This is a genomic window from Amycolatopsis rhabdoformis (assembly GCF_035918295.1).
Classification (GTDB): domain Bacteria; phylum Actinomycetota; class Actinomycetes; order Mycobacteriales; family Pseudonocardiaceae; genus Amycolatopsis; species Amycolatopsis rhabdoformis.
The window spans coordinates 6533200-6558936 of record NZ_CP142149.1 but is presented as its reverse complement, the minus strand read 5'-3'; the positions used below and the strand labels follow the sequence as shown (position 1 = coordinate 6558936).

The window sequence follows — 25737 nt, the reverse complement described above, 5'->3', positions numbered from 1 at the left end:
AAGCTGGCCGCCGATCACTAGTGAGGGGGTTGCCGTGGCGCCTCGGTCCGAGGACGAACGTCCGACGCTGGAAGACGTCGCGGCGTTCGCCGGCGTCTCGCGCTCCACCGCGTCGCGAGCGCTGAACGACGACACCTACGTGAGCGCGCGCTCCCGGGAGAAGGTGCTGGCGGCGGCGCGCGATCTCGGGTATTCACCGAACCAGGCCGCACGGTCGCTTGTTACGCGGCGCACGGGTGCGATCGCGGTGGTGCTGTCCGAGCCGGAGGCGCGGCTGCTGGATGACCCGTACCGGACGGCGGTGATGCGGGCGGGGTACCGGGAGCTGGCGGATGTCGGCTGTCAGATGGTGTTGATCTTCAGCGACACTCGGGAAGATCTCGCTCGGACGGTCCGGTTTCTCGAGGGCGGCCACGTGGATGGGGTGCTGGTGTTCGCGCCGCACCGGGCGGATCCGCTGCCTCGGGCGTTGAGGTTGTTGCGGGTGCCGGTGGTGTTCGGTGGCCAGGCTGCCGATCTGCGCCGTGGGGTGCACGTGGTGGATTTCGACAATGAGGGTGGGGCTCGGCTGGCTGTGTCGCATCTTGTCGCCGCCGGGCGGCGGAGGATCGCGACGATCGCCGGGCCGCAGGATCAGGGTGCGCCGATTGACCGGCTTGCCGGGTGGCGGAAGACGCTTGTCGATGCTGGGCTCGATCCGTCGGGGCTGGCGGAGGAGGCGGATTTCACGCTGGCTGGTGGGGCGCGTGCGATGGGTGTGTTGCTTGAGCGTGTGCCCGATCTCGATGCTGTGTTTGTGGCCAGCGACATGATGGCGGTGGGTGCGTTGAGGACGCTGTCATCGGCTGGGCGGTCGGTGCCGGGGGATGTTGCGGTGGTGAGTTTTGATGACAACGCGACGCTTGCGCCGGAGATGACGCCGCCGCTTACGTCTGTGCATCAGGATCCGCGGGAGCAGGTGCGGGTGATGGTGGAGACGTTGATGGGTTTGTTGGATGGGAAGGAGCCGGTGTCGGGGAGGAAGGTTTTGCCGGTTTCGTTGACTGTTCGGGAGTCCAGTTGAGGGTGAGTTTTTGGTGAGTCGGTCTTGATGTTGGATTTGTGGCAGGGTTGATTTGGGTGGAGGGCTGGGTTGTTGCTCGGTTCGTTCTTCTGGGTGTGCAATGGGAATTGAGGGCCTGAGTTCTCGGCGACTTGCCTGATCTTTTGTGATTGCGATATGTGACAGGGCTTCAAAGCTGGAGTTCTTTGGCAATTTGCCCGTGTCCTTGCCCTTGCGTGAGCAACAGGGCGTGGAAGACTCGACTTCCCGCCAGTTCGCCCCTGTTCTTGCTCCTGCGGGCGCAACGGGGCTTCAGGGCTTGAGTTCTCGGTGTCTTGCCCGATCTCTTGCGATTGCGATGAGTGGCAGGGCTTCGAAGACTCGACTTCCCGCCAGCTCGTCCCCCGTTCTTGCCTCTGCAGGACGCAACTGGGCCTCACAAGGTCAAGCTCTCACTAGCCCTTCCCCCGACCTTTCCCCCGGCCGGCCCCCGACGAAAAGCGACAGCGCGGTTCGGGGTTGCTTGTCAAGGCATCTTTCCCGCCTTGACAAGCAACCCCGAACCGACGCCAAAATGGTCGCTCGGGGAGCCATTGTCTCACCTTCTTTTTCCGCCGGAGGCGGCAAGACCTCGCCTGCGGCGAGAAAGGTCCGGGAGCTCACCACCCCGATTTTTCCATCGTTCTACGGTGCTTGAGTTGTGTCAAGGCGGGAAAGAGTACCTTGACACAACTCAAGCACCGTAGAGAGGTAAAAGAATCGGGGGGGGGCGGCCGGGGAAAGGATGGAGGGGGATTGGCGGTGCGTTGTGAAGGTGGTTGCGCGGGAGTCGAAGTCGACGGCCCGGCGAGAATAAGGGCTGGGGACCTCTGTTGCGAGGCCATGGACAAAAGAGGGTTGCTGTCCCAATCGGGAGACTTTAAGGCGCGCCGACTTGGCGGGGGCGAGTTCTAGGGTGCGCTGTTGCGAGGCCATGGACAAAAGACGGTCGCAGTCCGAGCCGGGAGACATCAAGGCACGCAGGCCCAGCGAGGGTGAGGCCTAGGGTGCGCTGTTCCGAAGCCATGCACAAAAGACCGCATCAGCAGAAGACCCGAACCGCCCCAAGCTCCATCAAGGGAACAGCTTGACCGGCGGCCCACCAGCTTCCACCGCCGCACCTCGGATGAACGACTCCGTCGGACTGCCGATATACGTCCCCTCTGCATCGAAGATCAACGTCGGCTTCCCGGCGCCACCGGTATACGCAGTCCCAGGCGCACCATCCAGGTTGCGCGCCAGTGAAGCGGGTGCCAGAAGCGCCGCAGTGCGTTGCAGCGCACGGGAAAGGTCGGCAGGCAGCCCATTCGCCCGCGCAGCACCAACCAAGATCACCAACTCACCATAAGTCCCACCAGGCCGCCGAGCCGTCGAACCCACGCCCTCCACAGCCTCACCCAACTGCGCCGCGATCACGACCGGGTCGCGAGGTGCCTGAGCGAGGAACTCAGGCGTCGGATTGGTCCAACCTGGTTTGAGGGTGCACGGGTCGACCGACGTGGAAGCGTTGAACGACAAACACTTCCCACGTCCAGTCACCGGGGCCCCACTACCCACCTGGCTGCGCCGTAACCAATCACCAGTCCACTCCTGCGGCTGCCAAACCTCGCTACGCACACGCTCACCGCCGGTCTCCGAAACCGACAGCGAGTAGTAGACATGCCCAGGCGAAAGCCGCCCCGGACTGTCCGAAACAGACACCGCGGGCGGCGCCGCAACAGGAGCACGGACAACGAAAACCACCACCAGCGCCAAAACCAACGCCGCCACCGCGACAAGAGCCGCTCCAGACCGACGTGGCCGCACCGCCACCCGAGGGTGCCAAGGCGTGTCCGGCACAGCTGCGGCTCGTGAGCGCAATGCAGCAGCGAGGTCGTCTTCCAGCGCTGAGCGCGTTGGCTGGTCATCGTTCACGGGAGCCGTCCTCCATCCGTCGGCGCAGGGTGGCCAGGGCGCGGTGGGCCGTGGACTTCACGGTGCCCGCCGGGATGCCGAGGGTGTGGGCGATGTCGGCTTCGGTGAGGTCGCAGTAGTAGCGGAGGACGAGAACCTCGCGCTGCCGGGTGGGGAGGCGGTCGAGGGCGCCGAGGAGCTCGCGGTGGGTTTCGGCGGTGAGGACATCGCGGTCGGCGGGTGGCGCGGTGTGTGGGCGCAGCTTCGCGAGGTAGCGCAGCACGGTGTGGCGCCGGCGGAGGGCCGAGCGGGAGCGGTTCACCACGGCGCGGCGGAGGTAGGCGGTGAGGTGGTCCTCGCCGGCTACCTCCGGCCGCAAGCGGAGCACGGCTTCGTAGCAGTCCTGTACCACGTCGCGCGCGGTTTCGGGGTCGTCGACCAGCAGGGTGGCCAGGCGGACGAGCGGGGTCCACTGGGCGTGCAGCACCGGCAGCAGCTCATCGGCCGTGGCGGTGCGGACGGACATCGACGGTTCCCCGGGGTGGTTCAGGGGCGGCGGGCGCCGGCGTATTGGCTCTGCAGCGGCGAGATCTTCACGACGTCGCCGGTGTCGGGCGCGTGGATCATCTTGCCGTCGCCGAGGTACATGCCGACGTGGGAGACCGGCGAGTAGTAGAACACCAGGTCGCCGGGTTGCAGCTGGCTGCGGGGGATGGGCGTGCCGAAGGTCGATTGCGCTCGGCTGGTGCGCGGCAGGCTGATGCCCGCGCGGGCGTAGGCCCAGAGCATCAGGCCGGAGCAGTCGAACGAATTGGGTCCGGTGCCGCCGGTCACGTATGGCTTGCCGAGGCGGCTCATGGCCGCGTCGATGGCGGCCTGCGCGGCGCCGGACGCGTGGATCGGCGGGGGTGTGTCGCCCTGGTCGTGCTGGGCTTCGCGGTCGGTGGAGGTCAGGTCGTGGGCGGCGGACTCCAGCTGGTGCAGCTGGTCGTCGAGGGACTTCTGCCGGGCCTGGATGTCGGACTTCAGCTTCGCGGCGGCGTCGCGCGCGGTCTGGGCGCGGTGCTGGGCGTCGGTGGCCTTCGCCGTGGCCGCGTCGGCCGCGCGGTTCGCGTCGGCGAGCGTGTCGAGGGCGCGCTGCTGGTTGGCGGCCACCAGGTCGAGCGCGGAGGAGCGCTGCAGGTAGTCGGAGATCGAGTCGCCGCCGAGCAGGGACGACAGGCGGTTCATCGCGGCGTTGCCGGTGAACGCGGCGCCGGCGAACTTGTCCACGTCCACCTGGCGCCGGGCCTTGTCCGCGGCCGCGGACTGCCCGGCGGTCTTCGCCGCGGCGAGGTCCTGGCCCGCGCGGTCGAGGTCGGCCTGCTTGTGGTCGAGGTCCGCCTGCGCGCCCAGCAGGTCCTGGCTCAGCTTCTCGGCCTGGCGCGAGAGGTCGCGGTACTTCGTGAGGGGAGTCGGTTCGGGGGCTGCCGTCGCCGAGGGTTGCGCGACCCCGGCGACGACCACCACCGCCAGAGCCAGCGGCCACCCCCAGCGACGGCCCGCTCTGTCGTTTCTGGTGAACATGCCGGTTATTACGCGTTCAGGCCCCTGAGGTTCCACTGACGCGAAGTGACCTGGATCACGGACCGGCGCCGGCAGCAGGACCACGATCGGGACCCCTCCCGGCGCTTCCGGCCTAACTTCTGCGCCATGGGTGCGAACGAGAGCCGCGGGCGGGCGGCGGCCGGGCGGCTGCGAGCGATCGCGACGCCGCGGCTCTACCGGCGCAACCCGTTCCGGCTCACGGGTCTCTCGGCCACGGCCTCGCGGCGCACCGTGCGCGAGCAGCGGCTTCGTGTCCTCGGCGTGCTCGACGTCGGCGGTTCGCGTCCGCCGGGCGTGCCGGCCGACGCCACGCCCGAGGAGATCCGCACGGCGTTCGACGCGCTCGGCAACACCGAGCACCGGTTCGTCGACGAGCTGTTCTGGACCTGGGGCACCCCCGACGAATGCGGCTGCCCGCCGCAGCTGCACCACAAGCACGACCTCGCCGTCGCCGCCCACGCCGCCGCGCTCGAGGCCGAACTCGAAGTGAGCGAGGACCACCCGGCGCCGCTGTGGGACGAGGCCGCGCGCAGCTGGGCCACCACCCTCGGCAACGACGCGTTCTGGCGCCACCTCGCCCACCGCGTCGACGTGCTCGGCGACCGGCGACTCGACGAGTCCACTGTGGACGGAATCCGCGGCGCGCTGCCCGAGGCGCTGCTCGCCCCGCTCGTCGCGCTCACGGCCGAGTCCACCGAACCGCACCGGCTCGTGCAGTACCTGCCGATGTTCGGCGGTGACAAGCACACGGTGGCCGACGCGCGCAGCGAAGCCGCCGAACCCACGTACGCGCGGGTGGAAGCCCTGCTCAAGGACCTGCGCAAGCTGCTCGACGAAGGCCAGGCGCGCACCGCGGCCGACCGGGCCCTCGAATCACTGGCCGGCCCGCTCGACCGGCTCGCGGACCTCGTGCCGCGCGCGGAGTTCCGCCGCACGGCGAGCCTCACGGAGATGGCGGCGGTGTCGCTGAACAACATCGGCGTCGCGCTCGCCGATTCCTCCGGCTCGTCAGTGGGGGTGATCAGGGACGTGTTCGCGCTCGCCCGCCGGTTCACCACCGACCCGGACACGATCGCCACCGTCAAGCGCAACGAAGAGGCCGCGCTCGGCGCGCAGGGCACCACCAAGCAGCGGACCACGACGCCGCCGTACCGGCCGACCAGCCCCGTCTCCGCACCGATCGACGTCGGCCAGCTGTGGTCCGCGGTGACCCGGCTCATCAAGCGCGGCCGCTACAACGAGGCGATCGTGGTGCTGAACCGGATCGTCGAGGTCGCCTCCCGCGCCGAGGACCGCGAGCAGGCGCGCCGGATGATCGGCCAGATGCGGCAGCTGCGCGACGGCGGACGGCCCCGGAGGTTCTTCTCCGGGCCAAGGGTGCTGATGGCGCTGGCACACGTGGCCTTCGCGATGACTCTGCTCGCCCTGTTCGTCGCGGCGCCGCTGGGGCCGGCGCTGCTCATCGGCGTTCCCGGCCTGTTCGTCACGCTCGGTCTGGCCCGCGACCCGGCCGCCGGGCACGGCCGCCTGCCGGGCCTGCTCGTGACCGACGCCGTGGCGGGCCTCGTGCTGTGGCTGATCCGCGCCGGCGGCACGCCGATTCCCGTCTGGGTCCCGGCGGTGACCGTGATCCTGCTGCTCCTGGTGGGCACCGCCCACGTGAGCTCGGAGAGGACAAGGCAGTGACGACCAGCGAAGACCGCCGCCAACGCCGGCACCACCCGGAGTTCCGCATCGGAGAACCCTTGTGGGGCGCCGAAGAGCGCTCTCGGCTCCGGTCGCTCGTGGACCAGGTGTCGGCCGTGCTCACGGCTGTCGACGACGCCGGCCGGGACACGGCGGGAGAACCGGCGGAGCCGGCACTGTCCGAATCGGACCTGGCCGCGGCCGCCACCGCGTTCTGGCGCGCCCGCAAGAAGCTCGTCGGGGTGGAGGACCGCGTGGCGAAGCAGGCCGGCCGGTACCTGTCCGCGAGCCAGGAGGCGCTCGACGCCGCCGGCGTGCGGATCCAGGACCACGACGGCATTCCGTTCGACTCGGGGCTCGCGCTGGAAGCACTGCTGTTCCAGGACGAGCCGGGCCTCACGTCGGAGCGGGTGGTGGAGACGGTGCGGCCCTCGATCTACCTGGCGGGGCGGCGGATCCAGATGGGGCAGGTCATCGTGGGGTGCCCGGTCGCCCCCGGTACTACGGCGGAGGAAGCTGATGCGGGACACCATTGATTTCGGCATCGACCTCGGCACGACGAACAGCGCGCTCGCCGTGCTGGACGGCGGCCAGGTCTCGGTGGTCAAGAACAACCTGCAGGGCGACTACACGCCGTCGGCCGTGTGGCTGCCCAAGGCCGGTGTCGTGCAGGTCGGCGCCGCGGCGAAATCCCGCCGCGAACGCGACCCGGACAACGTCCAGATCGAGTTCAAGCAGGCCATGGGCTACGTGGACGCACGGCGCACCTTTGCCCGGGCCGGGGTGTCGATGACGCCGGTCGAACTGTCGGCCGAGGTGCTCAAGTCGCTTCGCGGCGACGCGGCCCGGCGGTTCGGCGAGCCGCCCGAGGCGGCGGTGATCACCGTGCCGGCCGCGTTCGCACTCAACCAGACGGAGGCGACCAGCGAAGCGGCGAAGCTCGCCGGCTTCTCCTCTCGGTGCCCACTGGTGCAAGAGCCGACGGCGGCCGCCTTCGCCTACGGCTTCCAGAACGAGAGCCGCGGCGCCTACTGGATGGTGTTCGACTTCGGCGGCGGCACGTTCGACTCGGCCGTGGTCAGCACGGTCGAAGGCGAATTGTCGGTGCTGCACCACGCGGGTGACACCGGGCTCGGCGGCAAGAACATCGACGCAGCCATCGTGAGCAGCCTGCTCGGCCCTGCCGCGGCGAAGGAGTTCGGGCTCACGAACCTCGCCGCCGACGATCCGCGCATGGTCCGGATCACCGCGGTGCTCCGCGCGGCCGCGGAGTCGGCCAAGATCGCGCTGTCCTCGACGGAGCAGGCGCAGATCATGACCGAGTTGGACCTCGGCGGTGGGGCCCCCGAGACGTTCGAGTACACCCTTCAGCGCGCGGACGTCGACCGCCTCGCCATGCCGTTCTACCTGCGCGCGGTGCACCTGTGCCGCGAGGCGCTGGCCAACGCGAACCTGCGGCCGTCCGACATCGACCGGCTCCTGCTCGTCGGCGGCCCCACGCTGGCACCGGGCCTGCGTGAGCTGCTCGCCGACCCGAGCGACGGCCTCGGCATCGAACTCGACCACAGCCAGGACCCGAGCACGGTCGTCGCGCGCGGCGCCGCCATTTACGCCGGCACGGTCGCCCTGCCCCGCGCCAAGGTCGTGCCGAAGCGCGGCGAGTTCTCCGGAGTGCTGTCCTACCCGGTCACCACCAGCCTCACCACCGTCCCGGTCTCCGGCCGCTTCGAGACCCCGGGCGGCGCCGACTGGAGCCGCTTCCGCGTGGCGCTGAGCGATTCGCGCCGGCAGCCGGCCTACCGCAGCGCGGAGGTCGCGCTGACCGCCGGCGGCGCGTTCACGCTCGACGTGCTGCTGCAGGAGCGGCAGGCGAACCGGTTCGACGTCGAGCTGATCGACCCCGCGGGCGCCCACGTGCCGGTGAACCCGGCGGGCTTCACGACCACGCACGTGGTGAACGAGATGCAGGGCCAGGCCGTGGTCAACAGCATGGGGCTGACCGAGGCCGATGGCACGTTCACGCCGATGCTGATGAAGAACCGCCCGCTGCCCGCGCAGGCCACGCAGTCGTTCTTCACCACCGCGAGCGTGCACCGCACCGACTCGGGCTCGGTGATCCGCATCCCGATCGCCGAAGGCGAGTTCCGCCGCGGGGAGCGCAACAAGCAGGTGGGGCTCATCGAGATCAAGGCCCAGGACGTGCGCCGGGACCTGCCGCGCGGCAGTGAGGTGGTGGTGACCTTCGAGATGGACCAGTCGCGGCTCGTGTCGATCATCGCCGACGTGCCGCTGCTCGGTGAGCAGTTCGACGCCGAGGTGGACCTGAGCCACACCCCGGTGCCGGACGTGCCGGCCCTGCGCCGCCAGCTCAACGAGCTCGAAGCCCGCCACGAGCAGCTGCGCTCGGAGATCGAGACCACGCGGTCGGACCGGGCGCGCGGGCTGCTGGCGCGGCTCGACGAGAAGGGCACGGTCGCGGCGGTGCGCGCCGAGGTCACCTCCAGTACCAACGACGAGGGTGCGGCCGTGGCCGCCGACGAGCGGATCCGGTCGGTGCAGGCCGAGCTCGACGACATCGAGGAGGAACTGCGCATCCCGGACGTGATGGCCCGGCTGCGCGACCAGATCGAGCACTGCCGCGAGCTCGTGGAGAGCGTCGGCTCGGCCGAGGACCGCACCGAGCTGGCCGACATCGAACGCCGCTACGAGACCGTGCGCGACACGCGTGACGTCGCGGCCGCCGAACGCCTCTCCGATCGCGCCACCGACCTGCAGGTGCTGCTGCTGCGCCGCGACGGCCGGCTCGACGAGGAGATCTTCCACGCCCTGCGCATGTCGCAGGACCGGATGACCGATCCGGCACGCGCTCGTGAGCTGGTCCGCGAAGGCGACCACGCGTTGAACTCGCGCAACTGGCCGGCGCTCAACGACGTGAACCGCCGCCTGCGCGCCCTGCTGCCGCCCGATCAGCAGGGCAGCGGCTTCGACGGCATCCAGCGCGGGGAGAAGTGATGACCGTGTTCGCCGGCCTCGCCGAAGAGCTGACGCTCGCCGAGGCGGCCGACCTCGCTCGCCTCGGCCAGTACGCGGCCGCCGTCGAGCTGTTGCAGCGCGAGGCCACCGACGACGTGGCCCGGCTCGATCTGCTGGCGCGCGTGCACGCGCAGACCGGCGAGCTGGACCTGGCCGACGCGGCGTGGGCCCGGGTGCTGGAGCTGGCGCCGGAATCCGAGCCGGCGCTGGCCGGGCGGCGGCTGATCGCGAAGATCCGCGCGGGCCGGTTGCGCAAGCGGCCGGTCGGCCGGCGGCTCGCGGTCGCCGGTGCGGCGGTGGTGGTCGTGGCCGGCGTGGCGGCGATCGTGCTGACGCTGCCGTGGTCGTCGCCGGCCCCGGCGTCCGTGGCCGCACCGGCCGCCACCACGAGCCCCGCGGTGCAGGCGGAGCTGGACCGGTTGCACGCCTCGCAATCGCAGGCGGCGCAGGCCGAACAAAGCCGGCAGGCGAAGCTGACGGCGCTGGCTTCGCGGCTGGGCGGCGACGGCGTGCAGGTGGCCACCGGCTCGGCCGTGACCATCACGTTTGACGAAGGCCTCTTCGGGCCCAACGCCATCAGCCCCAGCACCGCGGGCCGGCGTGCCCTCGAACAGTGGGGTGCGGTCCTCAAGGGACTCGACGGCCAGGCGGTGCGCGTGACCGTGATCGGCCACGGTGTCGCGGTGCCCGGCGGCCCGACCACGGGCGGCTCGTCGACCGCGCTGGCCCGCGCGGCTTCCGCGGCGAGGGTGCTGGCGACGGCGAGCGGGCTGCCGCTCACCACGTTCGCGATCACCAGCGCGGACCAGGCCACGCCCGTGCACGAAGGCACGGACGCGGCCGCCAACCGCTCGGTGACGCTGGAGGTGACCCCGGGCTAGGCGCCGATCGCGTCGAGCTCGGCCACGACGTCGGCCGGCAGCTCGAGCGAGGCCGCCGCGACGTTCTGCTTCAGGTGTGCCATCGACGACGTGCCCGGGATCACGGCGATCGCGGGCGAGCGCTGCAGCAGCCAGGCCAGCGCGACCTGCATCGGCTTCACGGACAGCCGCTCGGCACACGCGTTGAGCGCCGAAGATTGCAGCGGGCTGAAGCCACCGAGCGGGAAGTACGGCACGAAGGCGATGCCGAGCGCGGCGCACTTGTCCACGAGGTCGTCGTTGTCGCGGTGCGCGAGGTTGTAGGCGTTCTGCACGCACACCACCGGCGCGACCTCGCGGGCGGCGTCGAGCTGCTCGGCCGTCACGTGGCTCACGCCGAGGTGGCGGATGAGACCTTGGTCCCGCAGCTCGGCCAGCACGGAAAACGGTTCCACGATCGACACGTCGACCGGGTAGTTGCCGATTTCGTCACTGAGGCGCAGGTTGACCACGTCGAGTGCTTCGACGGCCAGGTTGCGCAGGTTGTCGTGCACCGCGGACACCAGCTCGTCACGCGACAGTGCGGGCGGCCAGCCGCGGTCGGCGCTGCGGCGCGCGCCGACCTTCGTGACCAGCACCAGGTCGTCCGCGTAGGGCGCGAGGTTGGTGCGGATCAGCTCGTTGACGGTGTGCGGGCCGTAGTAGTCCGACGTGTCGATGTGGTTCACGCCGAGCGCCAGCGCCTCGCGCAGCACCACCGACGCCTCGGCCAGGTCCTGCGGCGGCCCCCAGACTCCGGGACCGGCCAGGCGCATCGCGCCGAAGCCCATCCGGTTCACGGTCAGCTCGCCGAGCTGCAGGGTGCCGGCCGCCGTGGCGTCCGTCGTCATGTGGTGCTCCTCCCGGGACGGTGATCCGGCCGCCAGCGTAGTCCCGTGTGGACGCCGATCAGGTGCATGCGTGCTTCGACATCAACACCCGTTTCACCGACGCGGCCACGCGGTCCGCGGGCAGCTCACCGCTCGACACCGCCTTCACGAGCCGGTCGAGCACCGCGCCGACGTCACCGTTGCCCGAGGAGAACAACGCCTCGTCGGCGCCCGCCTGCAGCGCTTTCAGCACGGCTTCGGGCAGCGGGTACTGGTCGGTGATGGCCTTCATGCCGCCGAGGTCGTCGGTGATGATCGGCCCGGTGAAGTGGTAGTCGCCACGCAGCAGCTGGTAGGCGGCGGGGGAGATCGACGCGGGCACGCCGTCCGTGAGCCCGGGCACATCGAGGTGACCCACCATCACTTCCACCGCGCCGTAGTCGGCGATGTCCTCGTACGGCTTCAGGTCCACTTTGCGCAGCTGGTCGAGCGGCGGCGTGGTGACCGTGCCCTTGTGCGAGTCGCCGGAACCGTGGCCGTGACCCGGGAAGTGCTTGAGCACCGGCGTCACGCCGCCCTGGCGCAGACCCTCGGCGAACGCCATCGCGTACTCGCGCACCTTGGCGGGATCCGAGCTGTACGAACGGTCTCCGATCACCGCGTCGTCCGGTTCGTCGCTCACGTCGGCGTCGGGCGCGAAGTCCACCGTGATCCCGCGCGCACGCAGCTGCTTGCCGCGCTGCACGCCCAGCGCGCGGACTTCGGCCGGGGTCTTGGTGGCCGCCAGCTCACGCGCGCTCGGCATCGAGCCGTCGAGGTCGTCGATGCGCTGCACGCGCCCGCCCTCTTCGTCCACGGAGACGGCCACGGGGATCTTCGCGGCCTGCTGCACGGCGTCGAGCGCGTGGTTCTGCAACAGCGTGGTTTTATTGCCTCCCACGAAGAAGCCGCCGATCTGCTGCTGCTGGACAAGTTTTGTCACCGCCGCGGGATTCGCCGCGTCGACTCCGGGAACCACCAGCTGAGCGACTCGCGCGCGCACGTCGAGTGAGGCGATCAGCGAGTCGCATGAAGACGGTGGGACCGAGCGTGAAGACGGTGGCCGGGAGGGTTCCGAAGACGCCGTCGGCGCCGCGCTCGTGCTCGGCTGGGCGCCCGGCTGCGCCAGCGCGGTACCGGAAACCGTGTGGCTGGAAGCACATCCCGCGAGCACGTCGGCGACCAGTAGGGTCGTGGCGATCGCCGCAGGTAGCCGCCTCCGTACGGGCATCTTCATGAATTCCTTACATGTTTTGGTCCTCGGTTCGACGCGACGGTAGCGGAACCCCTGGTGGGACCCCAACTTCACGCCGTGAAGAATGACTTCACCGCGGCTAGAGAATTTGTGAAGCCGCTGTCTCCAGACTGGCAGACACGGGATGAGTGTTTCTTCAGGGAGGTAGCAGCGATGGATCAGGTCAGGGTGGCGGCGTGGGCTTCGGACCCCATCGCGCTCGCGGGACTCATCGATCACCTGCGGTCGCGGCCCGAGGTGCAGGTGCTGCCTGGCCCGCGGCGCGGGGAAGCGGCGGTGCTCGTGTTCGCCGCCGGTCGCGTCACGCCGGAGCTGAAGGCCGCCCTGCGCGCGGCCGCCTCGGAGACGCCGGCCGCGATCGTGCTCGTCGCCGGGTACGTGGACGCCGAGGAGCTGCCGGAGCTGGCCGCCTGCCACGTCGTGGCCGTGCTGCCGCGCGAGGCCATCGCGGGTGACGGGCTCATGCGCAGCATCACCGCCGCCGCGTCGGGCAAGGAGACCTCGCTGCGTGACCTGCTGGGCCAGGCCGAGAGTCTGCAGCACACCGCCGGCGGCGCCGCGCTGTCGCCGCGTGAGGTCGACGTGCTGCGGCTGATGGCCGAGGGCTGGGACACCGCGGAGATCGCGGGCAAGCTCTGCTACTCGGAACGGACCGTGAAGAACGTCATCTACGGGATGACCAATAGGCTGAAGCTGCGCAACCGACCGCATGCCGTCGCCTACGCCCTGCGCGCAGGTGTTATCTGAGGGAAGCTCACCCCGTGCGAAAGCTGACCCGGCGCCCGGCCGTCGCCGTCCTGACGACCGCGCTCCTCCTGCTGGTAACCGCTTGCAGCGGTGGCTCCGCCGCCGAAGGCGGGAAGATCAAGCTGACCGTGGCCACCTTCGGTGAGTTCGGTTACGCCCCGCTCTTCGCCCAGTACGAGAAGGATCATCCGAACGTCGAGATCCAGAGCCGGGTCACCGACTTCGACACGCACTTCAAGACCCTCGCCACGCAGCTCGCGGCCGGCCACGGCGCGGCCGACATCGTGGCCATCGAGGAGCAGCAGATCCCCAAGTACCTCGGGGTGAAGGACAAGTTCGTGAACCTCGCGGACTACGGTGCCGACCAGCTGCAGAACCAGTGGGCGGCCTGGAAGTGGGCCCAGGGCACCAAGGACGGCGACGTGCTCGGCCTCGGCACGGACATGGGCAGCCTCGCCATGTGCTACCGCCGCGACCTCTTCCAGCAGGCCGGCCTGCCGACCGACCGCACGGCCGTGGCCGCGCTCATGCCGACCTGGGACGCGTACGCGCAGCTTTCCCAGCGGTTCACCGACAAGCTGCCGAAGGTCAAGTTCGCCGACTCCGCCGGAACCGTTTTCACGGCGATGCTCAACCAGTCACCGGAGAACTACTTCTCCGCGCGTGACGACTCCTACATCGCGGACACGAACCCCAGCGTGCGCAACGCCTTCATGCTCGCCGGCACGCTCGCGCAGAAGGGCCAGACGGCCGGCGCGACCACCTACACGCAGGCCTGGAACGTCGCGATCAAGCAGGGCACCTTCGCCACGATCGCGTGCCCGGCCTGGATGCTCACCCAGATCAAGGAAGCCGGCGGCGACGGCAACACCGGCAAGTGGGACGTGACGACCGTGCCCGGCGCCAGCGGCAACCAGGGCGGCTCGTTCCTCTCGATCCCGAAGCAGAGCGAGCACCCGAAGGAAGCCTACGACCTCGCGAAGTGGCTCACCGCGCCCGAGCAGGAGAAGAAGATCTTCCTCTCCGACGGCATCCTGCCGAGCGAGCCGAGCGTGTACAAGGACCCGCAGGTCGTGGCCCACACCGACCCGTACTTCTCCGGCGCGCCGATCGGCCGGATCTACGCCGCGTCCGCCGACACCCTTCGTCCCAACTACCGCGGCCTGCACGACGCCGACGTCCGGCCGGAGTTCGGCCGGGCCCTCGGGCGGATCGAGGACGGTTCCGAAAAGGTCGACCAGGCCTGGCAGGACGCCGTGAAGCTCGGCCGCGAGGCCATCAAGTAGGCCTCGGAGTGCGCGGACCCCGGTCGGCGCGGTGGGACCGCAAGGCGACGCCGTTCCTCTTCATCGCCCCGTTCTTCGCCGTGTTCGTGGTGTTCGGCGCGTTCCCGATCGCCTACACCGCCTGGGTTTCGCTGCACGACTGGGATCTGCTCGCCGGTGACCAGGGCGGGTTCGGGCTCGCGAACTACGCCGAGCTGTTCACCGACGGCCGGTTCTACAACGCGCTGTTCAACACCACCAGCATCTTCCTGCTCGCCGCGATCCCCGAGTTCTTCCTGGCGCTCGGGATCGCGGCGCTGCTCAACCGGCCGCTGCGCGCGGCGACCTGGTGGCGCACCGGCGTGCTGCTGCCCAACGTGGTGTCGGTCGTGGCCGTGGGGCTGGTGTTCGCGCAGCTCTACAGCCGCGACTACGGCGTGGTCAACGAGGTGCTCGGCTGGTTCGGGATCGACCCGATCTCCTTCCAGGCGCGCAAGTGGTCCTCGCACCTGGCCATCGCGACGATGGTGATGTGGCGTTGGACGGGCTACAACTCGCTGATCTACCTGGCCGCGATGCAGGCCGTGCCGCAGGACCTCTACGAGGCGGCGGCGCTCGACGGGGCCTCGCGCTGGCGCTCGTTCTGGTCGGTGACCGTGCCGGGCATCCGGCCGACGATCGCGTTCACGGCGGTGGCCGGCACCGTGAACGGTCTGCAGCTGTTCGCCGAGCCGCAGCTGTTCGACGCCACCGGCTCGAGCGGCACGGGCGGCAACGACCGGCAGTTCCAGACGCTCACGATGTACCTCTACGAGAAGGGCTTCGGCAAGTTCGACGCGGGGTACGCGTCGGCGATCTCGTGGGTGATGTTCGTGTTCTGCGTGCTGTTCGCGTTCTTCAACTACCGGCTGGTGCGCCGGTTCGTGAGCGCACCGTGATCCCGCGGCGGCGCGCGGGCGCGTGGGTGTACGTGGTGCTGGTCGGCGTGGTCGGCGCTTCGGTCTTCCCGCTGTACTGGTCGTTCGTGATCTCCACCCGGGACAACGCGGCGATCGGCGAGACCTCGCCGCTGCTGCTGCCGGGCGGGCACCTGTTCGAGAACGTGCGCCGGGTCTTCGCCACCGTCGACTTCTGGCTGGCGATCGGCAATTCGCTGATCGTGTCGGTCACCGTGATGGTGTCCAATGTGGTGCTCGCGAGCCTGGCCGGGTTCGCCTTCGCGCGGCTGAAGTTCCCGGGCCGCAACAGCTTGTTCCTGTTCGTGGTGGGCTCGGCGATGGTGCCGGCGCAGCTCGGCGTGATCCCGCTGTACCTCGTGGTCGGCGATTTCGGCTGGTACGGGAAGCTGCCGGCGGTGATCGTGCCGGCGCTGGTGAGCGCGTTCAGCGTGTTCTGGATGCGCCAGGCCTGCGAGGGCGCGGTGGCGCGGGAGTTGGTGGACGCGGCCACTGTGGACGGTGCGTCGGTGGTGCGCACGTTCTGGCACGTGGCCGTGCCCGCGATCCGGCCGCAGGCCGCGGTGCTGGCGATGCTCACGTTCATGGCCTCGTGGAACGACTACTTCTGGCCGCTGGTGGTGCTCGACCCCAACGAGACGCCGACCGTGCAGGTGGTGCTCTCGCAGCTGGCCAGCGGCTACTACACCGACTACGCGCTGATGCTCACCGGCGCGACGCTGGGCGTGCTGCCGGTGATCGCGCTGTTCCTGGTCCTGGGGCGGTACATCGTGCGGGGGATCCTGAAAGGTGCTGTGCATGGCTGAGCTCGAGTTCCCACCCGGTTTCTGGTGGGGAGCGGCGACCGCGTCGTACCAGATCGAAGGCGGGGTGACCGAGGGCGGCCGCGGACCGTCCATCTGGGACACCTACAGCGCGACGCCGGGCAAGGTCCTCAACTCCGATACCGGCGCGGTCGCGTGCGACCACTACCACCGCTACGGCTCGGACGCCGCGCTGCTGTCGGAGCTGGGCCTGCCGGTGTACCGGTTCTCCGTGGCCTGGCCGCGCGTGATGCCCGACGGCCGCACGCGCAACGCCGAGGGGCTGGCGTTCTACGACCGGCTCGTGGACGAGCTGTTGAGCCGCGACATCCTGCCGGTGCTCACGCTGTACCACTGGGACTTGCCGCAGGCCATCGAGGACGCGGGCGGCTGGCCTTCCCGGGACACCGCCTACCGGTTCGCCGACTACGCCGCCGTGGTCCACGACGCGCTCGGCGACCGCGTGCCCCAGTGGACCACGATCAACGAGCCGTTCTGCGCCGCCTTCCTCGGCTACGGCAGCGGCGTGCACGCGCCGGGGATCCAGGACTACGACACCGCGCTCGTCGCCGCACACCACCTGCTGCTGGGCCACGGCCTGGCCATGCGGGCGCTGACCGAGCAGGCTCGCCCCGGCCAGGACTTCTCCCTCGCGCTCAACTTCGCCCCCGCGCTGGCCGACGGCGACACCGAGGCGCACCGCGAAGCCGTGCGGAAGTTCGACGGCATCCACAACCGCTTCTTCCTCGACCCCGTGCTCGGCCGCGGCTACCCCGAAGACGTGATGGCCGACGTCGAACACCACGGCGGCCGCTTCGCGAAGTCCATTCGGGACGGCGACACCGACGTGATCGCCGCGGCGATCGACTGGCTCGGCGTGAACTACTACGCACCCGCCCGCGTCGCCCCGCTCGACGACCCGCTCGCCAAGAGCAACTGCCCGCTGCCCGGCCTGCGCGGCATGGACGTGCTGCCCGCGCGAGGCCCGCTCACATCGTTCGGGTGGGAACAGACGCCGTCGTCGCTCACGGATCTTCTGGTGTGGCTCGATTCCCACACCGGAGGCCTGCCGTTGGTCGTGGCCGAGAACGGCGCTTCCTTCGAAGACACGGTGACCGACGGCCGCGTCCACGACCCGGCGCGCGTCGCCTACCTGGACACGCACATCCGGGCCGTCCACGACGCAATCGCGCGGGGCGCGGACGTCCGCGGCTACCTGGCCTGGTCGTTGCTGGACAACTTCGAGTGGGGCATGGGCTACACGCAGCGGTTCGGTGTCGTGCACGTCGACTTCGACACGCAGGTGCGCACGATCAAGGACTCGGGCCGGTTCCTGGGCGAGGTCGCGAAGCTCAACTCCCTGCCCTGACCCCTGCCCTGACCCGCCCCATCCGCCCCAATGTGGCATTCGTTGCGCTCAACGCACCGAATGCCACATTGGGTGCGTTCAACGCAACCGATGCCACATTGGGGGTGGTGGGTTCAGCCGATCCGGCGGGCCACCGCGTTCGCCACGCCACTGCGTGACGGCGACTCCAGCTTGCCCAGCAACCGCGCCACGTGCGCCTGCACCGTGCGGCGCGGCAACGCCAGCTCGGTCGCGATGTCGGGGTTCGACCGGCCCTCCGCCACGAGCTTCGCGATCCGCACTTCCAGCGGGGACAGCGAATCCCAGCCGTGCCCCGGCCGGGTCGCGGCCACGAACCGGCCACCGCGTCGCACACCGAGCTCTCGCAGGCGTTTCTCCGCGCGCTGCAGGTCCCACCGGGCCGACAGTGAGGTGTACAGCTCCGCGGCCTCGTCCAGCGCCGCGTGCGCCGCCGGCAGGTCGCCGCTGCGCGCGAGCAGCACGGCGGCGTCTTCCAACGCGGCGGCCAGCTCAGGCCTCCGGCCCACCGAACGGAAATGCTCGACCGTGCGCAGCACCGGCTCCGGGTCGGCGTCGATCAGGCCGCGGCACCAGTGCATCGCCGCGTGGGCCCGCGCCGGCTTGCGCTCCTTGGCCGCTTCTTCCTCGCACGCGAGCAGGCCGCGCACCGCGAGCGCCTGGTCACCGGCCTCCAGGGCCAGCCCCACGAACATCGGCAACCACTGGTGGCGCAGCATCATCTGCGCGTACGTCGGGTTCAGGATCGGCTCGAGCACGGCCAGCGCTTCCTTGATCTCGCCGCGCTGCCAGGCCACCACGGCGTTGGCCACCAGCAGGAAGTCGAAGCTTTCGCGCTCGGCGCCGGTCGCGGGTGCGTACTCCTCGGCCGCGTCGAGGTGCGCCGCGGCCTGGCCGCGTTCGCCGCGCCGGGCCGCGATCAGCGACGCGACGCCGTGCAGCAGCAGCGCGGCGGCGCCGGGTTCGCGCAGGCCGTAGAACGTGATGGCCGGTCCGTCTTCCGTCACGGTGTCGAGCTCGACCAGCGCTTCGTCCCAGCGCCCTTCCCAGTACCGGTGCACCGCCACCGAAACCTGCAGGCCGATCGGCATCGCGTGCCGCTGCGCGATTTCGCCGGCGGCGCGCAGCGTGCGGTCGGCCTCGCCGAGGCGGTCGAGGTTCTGCAGCGTGAACACGCGGTTGTCCAGCAGGTCCAGGTGCAGGTCGGCCAGTTCGTGTTCGTCGCCGACGGCGTCCACGGCCGCGTCGATGTTCGCCAATGCGCTTTCGTGGTGCCGGCGCACGGAGTCGACCAGCCACAACGTCTGCAGCGCGTGGGCGGTGAGGTACGGATCGCCGTCGGCCTCCGCGCGGGCCTGGTGTGCGCTGGCCTCGGCCACGTCGAGGTCGTCGAGCCCACCGCGGCGGAAGTTGGCCAGCAGGTGCCGGCGCCGCACGTGCCAGATCTCGGGCAGCGCCGGGTCGTCCTCGGCTTCCTCGAGCGTCTGCACGGCGAGCGCCACGGCACCGCTGCGGAACCGCAGCGTGGCCAGCAGGTGCCGCATCTCCGCGACGTTCTCGGGCTCACGCGCGAGCTCGAGTGCCTGCACGGCCAGGCTTTCCGGGTTGCGCTCGAGCCGGAAGAGCACCTTGGCCAGCGCGGTCACCAGCGCCTCGCGCCGCGGGTCGCCGGCCGAGCACGCGGTGAGCGCGCGCTCCAGCAGCTCCACGGCGATCAGCGGCGCGCGGTTGGTCACGGCCGACTGGTTCTCCGTGAGCCAGTCCAGCACCCACGGGTCCACAGTGGACGGCGCCGCCACGAGCTGCTCGGCCACGCGCTTCACCGGCGCGCCGATCCGCGCCAACGCCTCCGCCGCCTGCCGGTGCAGCGCGGCCCTCGTGCCGGACAGCAGCCGGTTGTACAACGCCTGACGCAGCAACGGATGCCGGAACGCGAGCTGCGTGCCGGTGTCGATGAGCACGTTGGCCGCCACCGCTTCTTCCAGTGGCCCCAGCAGGTCCGACGGCCGGATGCCGAGCACGGCCGCGATGTCGCCCACCGCGAACTCCATGCCCAGCAACGCACCCCAGCGCAGCACGTCCTGCGTTTCGGCCGGCAGGAAATCGAGCCGTCGGTCGACGGCGGCCACGAGCGAGCGCGGCGTCTCGAACTCGGAGGGGTCGTCGACGTCGGCGTAGCCGTGGTCCACCTCGACCGCACCGGCGCGCACGAGGACGTCGACCATTTCCTTGACGTACAACGGGTTCCCGGCGGCACGAGCGGCCAGCTCCCGCAGGCCGGGCCCGGGATCCGCGCCCAGCAGGCCTTCGATCAGCCGGTCGACGTCTCCGGACACCAGCGGTTCGAGGTCGAACACCACGCCGTCGCGCGACTCGACGCCGCGGCGCAGCTGCGCGAGCTCCGCGCGGTCGGGCGCGGGCCGGGTCGCGGCCACGAGCAGCAACGGCAGCTGGCGCGTGGCCGCGCACAGCCGGTGCCACACCAGCACACTCGACTCGTCGGCCCACTGCAGGTCGTCGATCACGAGCACCAGCGGCGCGTCGGCGCACAGCTCGTCGACCAGCGACAGCAGCCGGTCGACGGCGCCGAGCACCGGGTCGCTCGAACCCCACGCGCGTTGCGTCGGCCCCTCGCTCATGAGCTCCTTCGCCACGCGGGCGCGGCGCGGATCCGGCGAAGCGGCGTCGATCGCCAAGCACTCGAGCATCACTTGCAGCGGGAACCGGGTGCTCAGCTCGTCGGCCGCGACCCAGGCGAGCTGCAGGCCGCCGCCGGTGGCGTGGCTGAACACGCGCGTGAGCAGCTCAGACTTCCCGATGCCGGGCTCGCCCTCGATCCACACGGCGCGGCCGCGGCCGTCGCGGACCTCGGCCAGCAGCTCGGTGAGCTGCGCCGTCTCGGCCTCGCGGCCGAACAGCGGGCCGCCGTCACCGTCGTCGAGCGCGCGGCTCACGCGCGGTGGCAGCACCGAGATCGGGTCGGGGCCGGCCGGAGGTTCCGGCGCCTTCGTCTTCGGCAGGTCGAGTGACGGGTCCTGTTCGAGCACCCGCTGGTGCAGCTCCCGCAGCCGAGGCCCGGGCTCCACCCCCAGCTCGGCGCGCAGGGTGGCGCGCGCGTCGCGGAACACGTCGAGCGCGTCGGAATGCCGGCCGCTGCGGTAGAGCGCGAGCAGCAGCGACTCGCGCACCGGCTCCCGCAGCGGGTGCTCGCCGGCGAGCGCCGTGAGCTCGGCGATCAGGTCCTGGTGGCCGCCGAGCTCCAGCACGGCGGCGGCGCGGCGTTCGAGCGTGTCGAGGCGCAGCTCGGCCAGGTGCTCGCGGTGGCGTTCGGCGAACTCGCCGGGCACGCCGGACAGCGCCTCGCCGTGCCACAGCGCCAGCGCCGCGTCGTACTCCGCGGCGGCCTTGTCGTGGTCACCGGCGGCGGCGTGCTGCTGGGCCTGCTCGCGGTGGCGGTCGAACACGGCGGCGTCGAGCGATTCGGGGTCGAGGGCGAGCGAGTAGCCGTGGGGATCGGACACGAGCACGCCCGAGGCGGCCCACTTCGTGCGCTCGGGGTCGAGCGCACGGCGCAGGCCCGAGATGTACGTGTGCACGCTGCCCTCGACGCTGGCCGGCGGCGAGTCGCCCCACACCCCCGCGATGAGCTCCGCGCGCGGCACCGACCGGCCCGCGTTGACCGCGAGCATCGCGAAGAGGGCACGCTGGCGCGCTGGCCCGAGCTTGATCTCGGCCGGACCCCGCCAGGCCCGCAACGGGCCGAGCACGTCCACCCGCAACCCGCTGTGCGCATCCCCTGGCATGCCGTTCCATTCGACGTACCGGTCTGACTCGGTGAGCTTACCGGCAGCCGGTGATCACCCGACATCGTCCGAGCGGCCAGACTCCGGTAACACCAACGGCCAGTCCCGGTGAACGGGAAAACCGGCTCATTCGCCCGAAGCGCGGCTGCGGACGGGGTTGGCGCGGCGGATGCCGTGGGGGTGCATCCGGGTCTCGGCCCGGCGCACGTCCCACGCCGCGCCGAGCGCGGTGTAGCTGGTGAGCGCGGTGCGGAAGGCCGAGCGGGCCTCGTCGAGCCGGCCGTGTTCCGCCAGCAGGATCGCGGCGTCCTCGGTGGCCCGCGCGTGTTTCAGCACGCGGCCGGCGGCCTCGTAGTGCGCGGCCGCGCCGAGGATGGCGTCGGGATCACCCGCGACCAGGCCGCGGCAGTGGGCCGCGGCGGCGGTGTGCGCGGGTGGGACATCCGAGCCGTCAGTGTCACCGATCAACTGGAGTGCCTGGTACGCGTAGTGCGTCTCGCCGAGCTGCATGGCCAGGCGCACCAGGTCGGGCAGCCACTGCTGGCGAGCCGAGGGCGGATAACCCTGGTCCAGCAACGGGGTCAGCGCGGCCAGCGCCGCCTCCGGGTTGCCCTCCAGCTCGGACAGCTGTGCCTCGGCGGCCAGCAGGTAGTCACCGCCGTTGGGCTCCAGGTCGGCCGGCCAGTGCTGGTGCGCGGCGGCGTCGAGGTGCGCGCTCGCCTCTTCCGGCTCGTCGCGGTGGCTCGCGATCAACGCGCCGACACCGTGCACGAGCAGCGCGGAACCGGGGCTGCGCAACACGTACGACGCCGTTTCGGCACCGCCCTTGATCACCGTGTCGAGCTCGGCCAGCGCCTCGGGCCAGCGGCCGCGCCAGTAGTAGTGCACGGCGCCCGCGAGGTGCATCTCGCCGGGCACGGCGCGGGTCGCGGCCAGCCGGCGCGCGGTGCTCAGCGGCTCGGCGGCGTCGTCGAGCCCGTCGAGCACGCCCAGCTCCGACAGGTCGGGTTCGGACGTTTCGTCCACGGCCAGGCGGTCGAGCGTCGAGCGCAGCGTCTCGTGCCGGCCGCGCCACATCTCGGGCACGTTCGGATCGGCGAGCGTGCGGCGGACCTCTTCGGACGCTTCGGCGAACTCGCCGCGGCGGTAGTAGATGTAGGCGAGGATCCAGCGCATCTCCGCGGCCTGCCGGCTGTCCTCGGTGCGTGCGACCACCGAGCGGGCTTCGGCCTCGGGTTCGCGGCCGAGCCAGAACAGGAGCCGCGCGAGCGTGGCTGTGAGCGGCTCGCGGGCGTCGGCGGGCAGCGACGCCTGCGTGACCACGTGCTTGAGCAGGTCGACGGCCATGCGCGGCGCCTCGGTGGCGACCGTGCCGATGTGCTCGGTGAGCCACCCCGTGACCCACGGGTCGACCTGCACCGGGGCCGCGGCGAGCTGCTCGGCCACGCGCTCGGGCGAAGCGCCGGCGCCCTGGAACGCTTCGGCGAGCTGGCGGTGCAGCGCGACGCGCATCGCGGCCGGCGTCTTTTCGTACAGCACGCGGCGCAGCAGCGGATGGCGGAAGGTGAGCAGCTCGTCGGACTCGGTGAGCACGCCGGCCGCCAGCGCTTCCTCCACGGCGCCGACGAGCGCGGTGGCCTGCCGTTCGGTGGCGATCGCGATGTCGGCGAGCGAGAACTCCTTGCCCAGCAAGGCTGCCCAGCGCAGCACGTCGCGCGTGCCGCTGGAGAGGAAGCTGAGGTACAGCGTGACGCGTGAACCGAGCGGCGCCGGGATCGTGCGGCAGCTGTTGCCGTCGACGATCGCCTGCGCGCCGTCGAGCAGGATCATCGCGTTGGAGAGCAGCGTCTCCACGATTTCCTTGGCGTAGCGCGGGTTTCCGGCCGCGTACGAGATCAGCGTGCGTAGGGTCTGGCCCGGCGGCGCGCCGGCCAGGTCGGCCGCGAGCTCGCGGATGGCGCTCTCCGGCAGCGGCCCGAGCGCGAGCAGCTCCGTGCCGTCGGCCGCGAGCTCCGCACGCAGGCCGTCCAGCTCGGCGGAGCGGGGGACCGAGCGGCTCGCGCCGACGAGCAGCAGCGGCAGCCGCCGGGTCTCGCGGCTGAGGTAGCGCCACACGCGCAGCGTCGCGTCGTCGGCCCACTGCAGGTCGTCGACCACGAGGGCGAGCGGCTCTTCGGCGCACAGCTCGCGCACCAGCCCGAGGATGCCTTCCACCGGGTCGGCGCCGGGGTTCTCGGAAAGCGCCACGGCGAGCTCGGCGCGCCGCAGGTCCGACGCGCGCGGGTGCACCCCGAGCGCGTCGAGCAGCGGCCGCAGGGTGAAGCGCTGGTCGAGCGCGTCGGCCGAGGCGAACAGCGGTTTGGCGCCGGCGTCCTGGGCCAGCGAGAGGGTTTCGGCGAGCAGCGCGGTTTTGCCGATGCCCGGTTCACCCTCGACCCACACCGACCGGCCGAGGCCACCGGCGAGCCCGGCGACGGTTTCGCGCAGCAACAGCGTCTCGCCCGCGCGGTCGAAGAACACCTCGGCGCGCGGCGGCAGCACCGGCAGGGGGAACCGCGGCACCCGGGCGGCCACGGGGGCCGGCCGCGGCGCGGGCTCTTGCTTCTCGATCGCGGAACCGCCGGTGAGCAGGCGTTCGTACAGCTCGCGCAGCGCCGGGCCCGGCTCGGTGCCGAAGCCTTCGATGAGCTTGTCCTGCAGGTCCGTGTACACGGCGAGCGCTTCCGTGCGACGGTCGCCGAGCGCGAGCGCGCGCATGAGCAACCCGTGCAGCGGCTCGCGGAACGGGTGCTCGCGCGCGGATTCGACCAATTCCGTGACCAGGTCCGCGTGCCCACCCTTGTGGAGCACGACGTCGGCCCGGCGTTCGACCGTCATCAGGCGCAGCTCTTCCAGCCGCGTGCGCTGCGCCGCGGCGAAGGGGCCGGGCAGGCCTTGCAGCGGTTCGCCGTGCCACAGGGCGAGCGCCTCGTCGAGCATCCGCAGCCCCTGGTCGCACTCGCGAGCTGACAGGTGGCGCTGGGCCTGTTCACGAAGGGCTTCGAAGTGGTGCACGTCGACGGTTTCGGGCTCGACGCACAGCGAGTAGCCCGACCCGATCGACGCGAGCAGCTGCGGCCCGGCGCCCTTCGCGCGGCCCGGTTCGAGGGCGCGGCGGAGGCCGGAGATGTAGGTGTAGATGCTGCCCTGCGCGCTCGCCGGGGGAGCGTCGCCCCACACGGCGTCGATCAGCTCTTCGCGGGAAACGGTGCGGTTGGGCGACATCGCGAGTACTGCGAGCACGGTGCGGCGGTGAGCCGAGCCAAGGTCGAGTTCGGCGCCGTCGAGTTCGGCGCCGTCGAGTTCGGCGCCGTCGGGTTCGGGATTGCCGCGCCAGGCGCGGACCGGGCCGAGCAGCCGGATCTTCGGCGCGGTGATGCCGCCTGCCGCGCCGTCCGCTGCCGACATCGGTCTCCCTTCACGCGCTGACGGATCGTCACACGCCGGATGCCACTCGTGATCTTACGCCCGAACGGGTGGCGGAGCGGGCCGGGTCCGCTCCGCGGCGGCCGCCTTGACCGTCAGTCTCGGGGCGGGGCGTGACGGCCACTCGGCGTGACGGCGAACACGGGGGAAACTCCGCATCCCCGGGCGCTTCGGGAAGCCCGGTGGAACGGCAGGCAAGGATATCCGAAAATCGGGCATACCACCTGGTACTCGGTTTCGCCACCCCCTCTCGGTGGGTCACGCTCAGTGGCAAGCCCGCGCGGCACAGAGCGCGGGTACTGGGGACGTTGTGGTGAGGAGAGCATCGTGAAATCGATTCCTCCGACGGTGGTGCCGGACGGTATGCGGGGTGCGGCGGGTGAGTTCGCGCGCGCCATCGACTCGGCCAATGCTCATCTGAGCCGGGTCAACAGCGAGATGGCGGCGCTGCAGGCGTCGTGGCGCGGCGACGCTTCGGTGCGCTTCGGCCAGGCGATGAACGACTGGGAACACCAGTACGACCTCATCCTGGGCCGGCTCGCCGACCTGCTCGCGGTCACAGGCGGCGCCGGCGCGTGCCCCGCCGACGAGCGCGCGACGGCGTGGACGGGCGGCCTGAGCGGCATATGAGCCCAGGGCGTTTCGACTTCACCGACGCCGACGAGATCCTGGACCGCATGGGGAAGACGACCGGCGGGATCCGGGCCGTGCTGGCGGAGCTGGAGTCCACTGTGGAACGGGACATGGCGGGCTGGACACCGGAGGCGCAGGCGCGCTACTGGGCGGCCAAGCAGGCGTGGACCGAGGCCGTGGCCCGGATGCCCGAGTGCGTCGAGCGGGCGCGGGAGGCGTTCCGGGAGATCGCCGGGAAGTCGGCCGCGCTGGAGCCCGGCTCGTGCGGGGTGTGCTCCGAGGCGTGAAGTCGGCGTGATCTTGAGCCGCCGGCAACCCCGGCGTGAAGAAGTCAATAGAGGACGCTGACCTGCAGTTATAGGGAAATTCTTCACG

18 protein-coding genes are annotated in these 25737 nt (G+C 71.0%); 12 read left to right on the top strand and 6 right to left on the bottom strand.

The window, feature by feature from the left end; genetic code table 11:
* Positions 1–34 precede the first annotated feature (34 nt).
* A complete protein-coding gene (locus tag VSH64_RS30015) occupies positions 35–1063 on the top strand; it encodes a LacI family DNA-binding transcriptional regulator (protein ID WP_326566100.1) in 1029 nt (342 codons plus the stop codon).
* Between the two features lie 1921 nt (positions 1064–2984).
* On the opposite strand, the gene VSH64_RS30010 is transcribed toward VSH64_RS30015, so the two are convergent.
* Positions 2985–3500, bottom strand: a complete 516-nt coding sequence (locus VSH64_RS30010; RefSeq protein WP_326566099.1) for an RNA polymerase sigma factor — start codon at positions 3498–3500, stop codon at positions 2985–2987.
* Positions 3501–3520: 20 nt separating this feature from the next.
* Positions 3521–4540 carry a C40 family peptidase gene (locus VSH64_RS30005; RefSeq protein ID WP_326566098.1) on the bottom strand — a complete coding sequence of 340 codons (1020 nt, stop codon included), beginning with the start codon at positions 4538–4540 and terminating at the stop codon, positions 3521–3523.
* 126 nt (positions 4541–4666) lie between these two features.
* Here VSH64_RS30005 and VSH64_RS30000 point away from each other — a divergent pair, with 126 nt between their 5' ends.
* The 4 genes from VSH64_RS30000 to VSH64_RS29985 are packed head-to-tail and all read left to right on the top strand — an operon-like array spanning position 4667 to position 10161.
* Positions 4667–6247 carry a hypothetical protein gene (locus VSH64_RS30000; RefSeq protein ID WP_326566097.1) on the top strand — a complete coding sequence of 527 codons (1581 nt, stop codon included), beginning with the start codon at positions 4667–4669 and terminating at the stop codon, positions 6245–6247.
* Positions 6244–6783, top strand: coding sequence for a hypothetical protein (locus VSH64_RS29995; protein ID WP_326566096.1), 540 nt, complete (start codon positions 6244–6246; stop codon positions 6781–6783). The genes VSH64_RS30000 and VSH64_RS29995 overlap by 4 nt, the downstream gene beginning before the upstream one ends.
* A complete protein-coding gene (locus tag VSH64_RS29990; protein WP_326566095.1) occupies positions 6767–9259 on the top strand; it encodes an Hsp70 family protein in 2493 nt (830 codons plus the stop codon). Before VSH64_RS29995 ends, VSH64_RS29990 begins: the two co-directional genes overlap by 17 nt.
* On the top strand, positions 9259–10161 hold the full coding sequence (locus VSH64_RS29985; RefSeq protein WP_326566094.1) for a hypothetical protein: 903 nt from the start codon (positions 9259–9261) through the stop codon (positions 10159–10161). Before VSH64_RS29990 ends, VSH64_RS29985 begins: the two co-directional genes overlap by 1 nt.
* On the opposite strand, the gene VSH64_RS29980 is transcribed toward VSH64_RS29985, so the two are convergent.
* Both VSH64_RS29980 and VSH64_RS29975 read right to left on the bottom strand, forming a co-directional pair.
* Positions 10158–11030, bottom strand: a complete 873-nt coding sequence (locus tag VSH64_RS29980) for an oxidoreductase (protein WP_326566093.1) — start codon at positions 11028–11030, stop codon at positions 10158–10160. The genes VSH64_RS29985 and VSH64_RS29980 overlap by 4 nt on opposite strands.
* Positions 11031–11088: 58 nt before the next feature.
* Complete coding sequence (locus VSH64_RS29975) at positions 11089–12279, bottom strand: glycoside hydrolase family 3 N-terminal domain-containing protein (protein ID WP_407655571.1); 1191 nt, start codon at positions 12277–12279, stop codon at positions 11089–11091.
* A gap of 177 nt (positions 12280–12456) precedes the next feature.
* Here VSH64_RS29975 and VSH64_RS29970 point away from each other — a divergent pair, with 177 nt between their 5' ends.
* Genes VSH64_RS29970 through VSH64_RS29950 form a run of 5 tightly spaced genes read left to right on the top strand, consistent with a single transcriptional unit; the run spans position 12457 to position 17443 of the window.
* Positions 12457–13050, top strand: coding sequence for a helix-turn-helix transcriptional regulator (locus tag VSH64_RS29970; RefSeq protein ID WP_326566092.1), 594 nt, complete (start codon positions 12457–12459; stop codon positions 13048–13050).
* Between the two features lie 14 nt (positions 13051–13064).
* Positions 13065–14336 (top strand): ABC transporter substrate-binding protein, encoded by a 1272-nt coding sequence (locus tag VSH64_RS29965; protein ID WP_326566091.1) that lies wholly within the window; start codon positions 13065–13067, stop codon positions 14334–14336.
* 8 nt (positions 14337–14344) lie between these two features.
* Positions 14345–15253: a carbohydrate ABC transporter permease gene (locus VSH64_RS29960; protein WP_326566090.1), complete on the top strand. Its 909-nt coding sequence runs from the start codon at positions 14345–14347 to the stop codon at positions 15251–15253.
* A complete protein-coding gene (locus VSH64_RS29955; RefSeq protein WP_326566089.1) occupies positions 15250–16077 on the top strand; it encodes a carbohydrate ABC transporter permease in 828 nt (275 codons plus the stop codon). Before VSH64_RS29960 ends, VSH64_RS29955 begins: the two co-directional genes overlap by 4 nt.
* Complete coding sequence (locus tag VSH64_RS29950; RefSeq protein ID WP_326566088.1) at positions 16070–17443, top strand: GH1 family beta-glucosidase; 1374 nt, start codon at positions 16070–16072, stop codon at positions 17441–17443. Before VSH64_RS29955 ends, VSH64_RS29950 begins: the two co-directional genes overlap by 8 nt.
* 113 nt (positions 17444–17556) lie before the next feature.
* Here the strand turns inward: VSH64_RS29950 and VSH64_RS29945 are convergent, their stop codons facing one another.
* Both VSH64_RS29945 and VSH64_RS29940 read right to left on the bottom strand, forming a co-directional pair.
* Positions 17557–21264, bottom strand: coding sequence for a BTAD domain-containing putative transcriptional regulator (locus VSH64_RS29945; protein WP_326566087.1), 3708 nt, complete (start codon positions 21262–21264; stop codon positions 17557–17559).
* Between the two features lie 126 nt (positions 21265–21390).
* Positions 21391–24711: a BTAD domain-containing putative transcriptional regulator gene (locus tag VSH64_RS29940; protein WP_326566086.1), complete on the bottom strand. Its 3321-nt coding sequence runs from the start codon at positions 24709–24711 to the stop codon at positions 21391–21393.
* Positions 24712–25056: 345 nt separating this feature from the next.
* Here VSH64_RS29940 and VSH64_RS29935 point away from each other — a divergent pair, with 345 nt between their 5' ends.
* Positions 25057–25359, top strand: a complete 303-nt coding sequence (locus VSH64_RS29935; RefSeq protein WP_326566085.1) for a WXG100 family type VII secretion target — start codon at positions 25057–25059, stop codon at positions 25357–25359.
* Complete coding sequence (locus VSH64_RS29930; protein WP_326566084.1) at positions 25356–25649, top strand: WXG100 family type VII secretion target; 294 nt, start codon at positions 25356–25358, stop codon at positions 25647–25649. The genes VSH64_RS29935 and VSH64_RS29930 overlap by 4 nt, the downstream gene beginning before the upstream one ends.
* Positions 25650–25737 lie beyond the last annotated feature (88 nt).

Coding starts and splice junctions, on each gene's coding strand:
- VSH64_RS29950 (WP_326566088.1), top strand. CDS start 16,070: ATGGCTGAGCTCGAGTTCCCACCCGGTTTCTGGTGGGGAGCGGCGACC.
- VSH64_RS30000 (WP_326566097.1), top strand. CDS start 4,667: ATGGGTGCGAACGAGAGCCGCGGGCGGGCGGCGGCCGGGCGGCTGCGA.
- VSH64_RS29990 (WP_326566095.1), top strand. CDS start 6,767: ATGCGGGACACCATTGATTTCGGCATCGACCTCGGCACGACGAACAGC.
- VSH64_RS29940 (WP_326566086.1), bottom strand. CDS start 24,711: ATGTCGGCAGCGGACGGCGCGGCAGGCGGCATCACCGCGCCGAAGATC.
- VSH64_RS29980 (WP_326566093.1), bottom strand. CDS start 11,030: ATGACGACGGACGCCACGGCGGCCGGCACCCTGCAGCTCGGCGAGCTG.
- VSH64_RS29945 (WP_326566087.1), bottom strand. CDS start 21,264: ATGCCAGGGGATGCGCACAGCGGGTTGCGGGTGGACGTGCTCGGCCCG.
- VSH64_RS29970 (WP_326566092.1), top strand. CDS start 12,457: ATGGATCAGGTCAGGGTGGCGGCGTGGGCTTCGGACCCCATCGCGCTC.
- VSH64_RS30005 (WP_326566098.1), bottom strand. CDS start 4,540: ATGTTCACCAGAAACGACAGAGCGGGCCGTCGCTGGGGGTGGCCGCTG.
- VSH64_RS29975 (WP_407655571.1), bottom strand. CDS start 12,279: ATGCCCGTACGGAGGCGGCTACCTGCGGCGATCGCCACGACCCTACTG.
- VSH64_RS29930 (WP_326566084.1), top strand. CDS start 25,356: ATGAGCCCAGGGCGTTTCGACTTCACCGACGCCGACGAGATCCTGGAC.
- VSH64_RS30010 (WP_326566099.1), bottom strand. CDS start 3,500: ATGTCCGTCCGCACCGCCACGGCCGATGAGCTGCTGCCGGTGCTGCAC.
- VSH64_RS29985 (WP_326566094.1), top strand. CDS start 9,259: ATGACCGTGTTCGCCGGCCTCGCCGAAGAGCTGACGCTCGCCGAGGCG.